Origin of the sequence: Candidatus Sysuiplasma jiujiangense, from assembly GCA_019721075.1 — an archaeon.
GTDB classification, from domain to species: domain Archaea; phylum Thermoplasmatota; class Thermoplasmata; order Sysuiplasmatales; family Sysuiplasmataceae; genus Sysuiplasma; species Sysuiplasma jiujiangense.
The window spans coordinates 1-2,137 of record JAHEAD010000055.1; the positions used below are offsets into that span (position 1 = coordinate 1).

Annotated in this window: 4 protein-coding genes; all 4 read right to left on the reverse strand. The window is 42.9% G+C overall.

Going from position 1 to position 2,137, the window contains the following annotated elements; translation table 11 throughout:
* Positions 1-60: 60 nt before the first annotated feature.
* The gene (locus KIS29_11480; protein MBX8640947.1) at positions 61-630 is read right to left on the reverse strand and encodes a site-specific integrase; all 570 of its coding nucleotides are present in this window, start codon (positions 628-630) and stop codon (positions 61-63) included.
* 123 nt (positions 631-753) lie between these two features.
* Positions 754-1,272 (reverse strand): hypothetical protein, encoded by a 519-nt coding sequence (locus tag KIS29_11485; protein ID MBX8640948.1) that lies wholly within the window; start codon positions 1,270-1,272, stop codon positions 754-756.
* A gap of 250 nt (positions 1,273-1,522) precedes the next feature.
* Positions 1,523-1,927: a PGDYG domain-containing protein gene (locus KIS29_11490; protein MBX8640949.1), complete on the reverse strand. Its 405-nt coding sequence runs from the start codon at positions 1,925-1,927 to the stop codon at positions 1,523-1,525.
* A partial coding sequence (locus KIS29_11495) for a hypothetical protein (protein MBX8640950.1) occupies positions 1,924-2,137 on the reverse strand: 214 nt, incomplete at its 5' end. The genes KIS29_11490 and KIS29_11495, both read right to left, overlap by 4 nt.

A 2,137-nucleotide genomic window follows, 5' to 3' on the forward strand; every position in this document is an offset into this window, starting at 1 on the left:
AAACTGGCTTATCAAGCGGGATTGAGTCTTCTTCTCCATACCTGATTTTTCCTTTTGACATCACTTCACCTCAAACATCTGTTTCTCCTGTATGGTCTTGCGGATGAACTCGGGGCTTGGCTTGGAATAGTACTTGAGAATTGTGGCTGCTGTATCACCTGTATTCTGAATTACTATCTCCATCGGGATCCCGAGTTCCCTTGAGAGTGAAATGTAAGTGTGCCGGATTGCATGCCAGCTCTTTCTTTTCCCTAATACCTTTTCAGTCCATGACTGTATCTTCCTTTCTATCGTCTTATGCGAGAACGGAAAGAGGCGGGGATCCTTGCCTCTTGCCAGCGTGTTGATAAACCTTCGCAGGACACCTAAAACCTCGGTTGGAATGAAAACATCCCTATATCGGTCCTTCTTCTCATCCCAAATCCGGATCTTCTGTTCCTGTTCGTTTATCGATATCTCCTCAAGAGCTGCGATCTCTGATATCCGCATCCCTGTATAGAGGCCCAGGAGGATGAGGGCATAGTCGGAGAAGTCCGTAATCGTTCTTAACAGCAGGTTCGCTTCCTGGGAAGTGAGGGGATCGTTCGGGGTCCGTTTCCTCTCTTTTATGTCTGTCTTATTTTGTTTCATTTTAGGACTTTTTCTTGATTCGAGTTTTTTTCTCCTGATTGGGGTATATATATTCAAGTGGATCGGACCTCCCGATTCTGTCCTAAACGTGCAAGAATAGGACATGTCTTTTTCTCCATGGAATTAATCCTCCTTCTCTGTTAAAGAACATTTCAGCCATTCATGCTCTCCCTCTCTCTGGATGATACGTTGCACAAGTGGTGTATTTCTTATAGACATCCAAAAATCAATCAATGGCTTCATTACGTTGTCATAATACCTTCTAACATAGAACGAACGCCAATCTTCAAGTTGCTTACGGAAATCGGGATCGCTGGTGGTGCTTGGGATATCTGCTGCAACAGTTTCTATCCATTTCTTGCCATTCAGGAAATTCAGCGAACCCTGATAATTTGACAACCATACGGAAATTATTAAAATTTCAAGAACATCACGTGGTTCAGCAGGTATTTCAACTCGATCATCACTTACCATGTCTGCGCACACAACATGAAGCCTAAAAAAAGACCTGCCTGGAATAACACGCTTTCCTCGTTTAGTTTCCATCCAGTCATCCTCGTCCGCAACATCGATGTATTCATCGCCTTTCCAGATAGGCAAGCCACACGCCTCACATTTTCCTTTATCTTTTCTTGCTTTCATTTTATTGCCTCTTTTAATTCTTTGTCACCAACCATATCATAAAACTCGGAGAGAAAAAATACAAACAGCATACCCAAGATTACGACGGTGCCTTGGATGAATATGTTATGCAGAAGGCCATTAACCAGATCATGAAGCTGGAATTGCAGCACTATGACATACCAAATGAAGATCATGAGAATGCCGAGTACTGGGATAAGATAAACTAATTCCGTCGTGGTTTTACTCAACTTGAATGTAAAATGATCTTTCATTGCCTCACCCTTCCCTTGTTCAGTTCCTTGAGAATGCCAAGCTCGTATCCTGCAAAAATATCCAGGAAAAGAGAGGCCCAGATGAAAACGAAGCCAGTCTCGGTGTACCTTAAGGCCACGCTAATCACCAGGAACATTATTGAAACATAGAGGGCTGTAGCTCCAATGTCATGGCGATTAATCATTATTTTCGTTTTAGGGTGCTCCTCTGCGTGGCCTTCTTCAACAATGGAATAAGTCTGGTCGAATATGTCTCTCCTGCATGCGTATTTTTCTCCCTTGATCCCGGTTATAATGGCATCTCCTTTTTTGTATGACATTATTCCTTCAAGAGTTTCTATTTCTCCGTCCTCTACTGCAAACTCATAATCTACAGGAATGGGTTTTTTCATTGCTTTCATCCTGTTACCTCCCTTAGTGCTGCATCCTTAGCATTGAGATGCTTCCGGTATCTTATCAAAAAGTCTATGCCGATAACAAAGGCCATCGTAATTACGATCTTACCATACACAACCAAGGCGGCCTGGTTTGTCCATTCCATATACAGAGATACTGGCTGGCCAAGCATGACGTAATACATCAGATCTCCAGCTCCATTCATGATAAGCGTA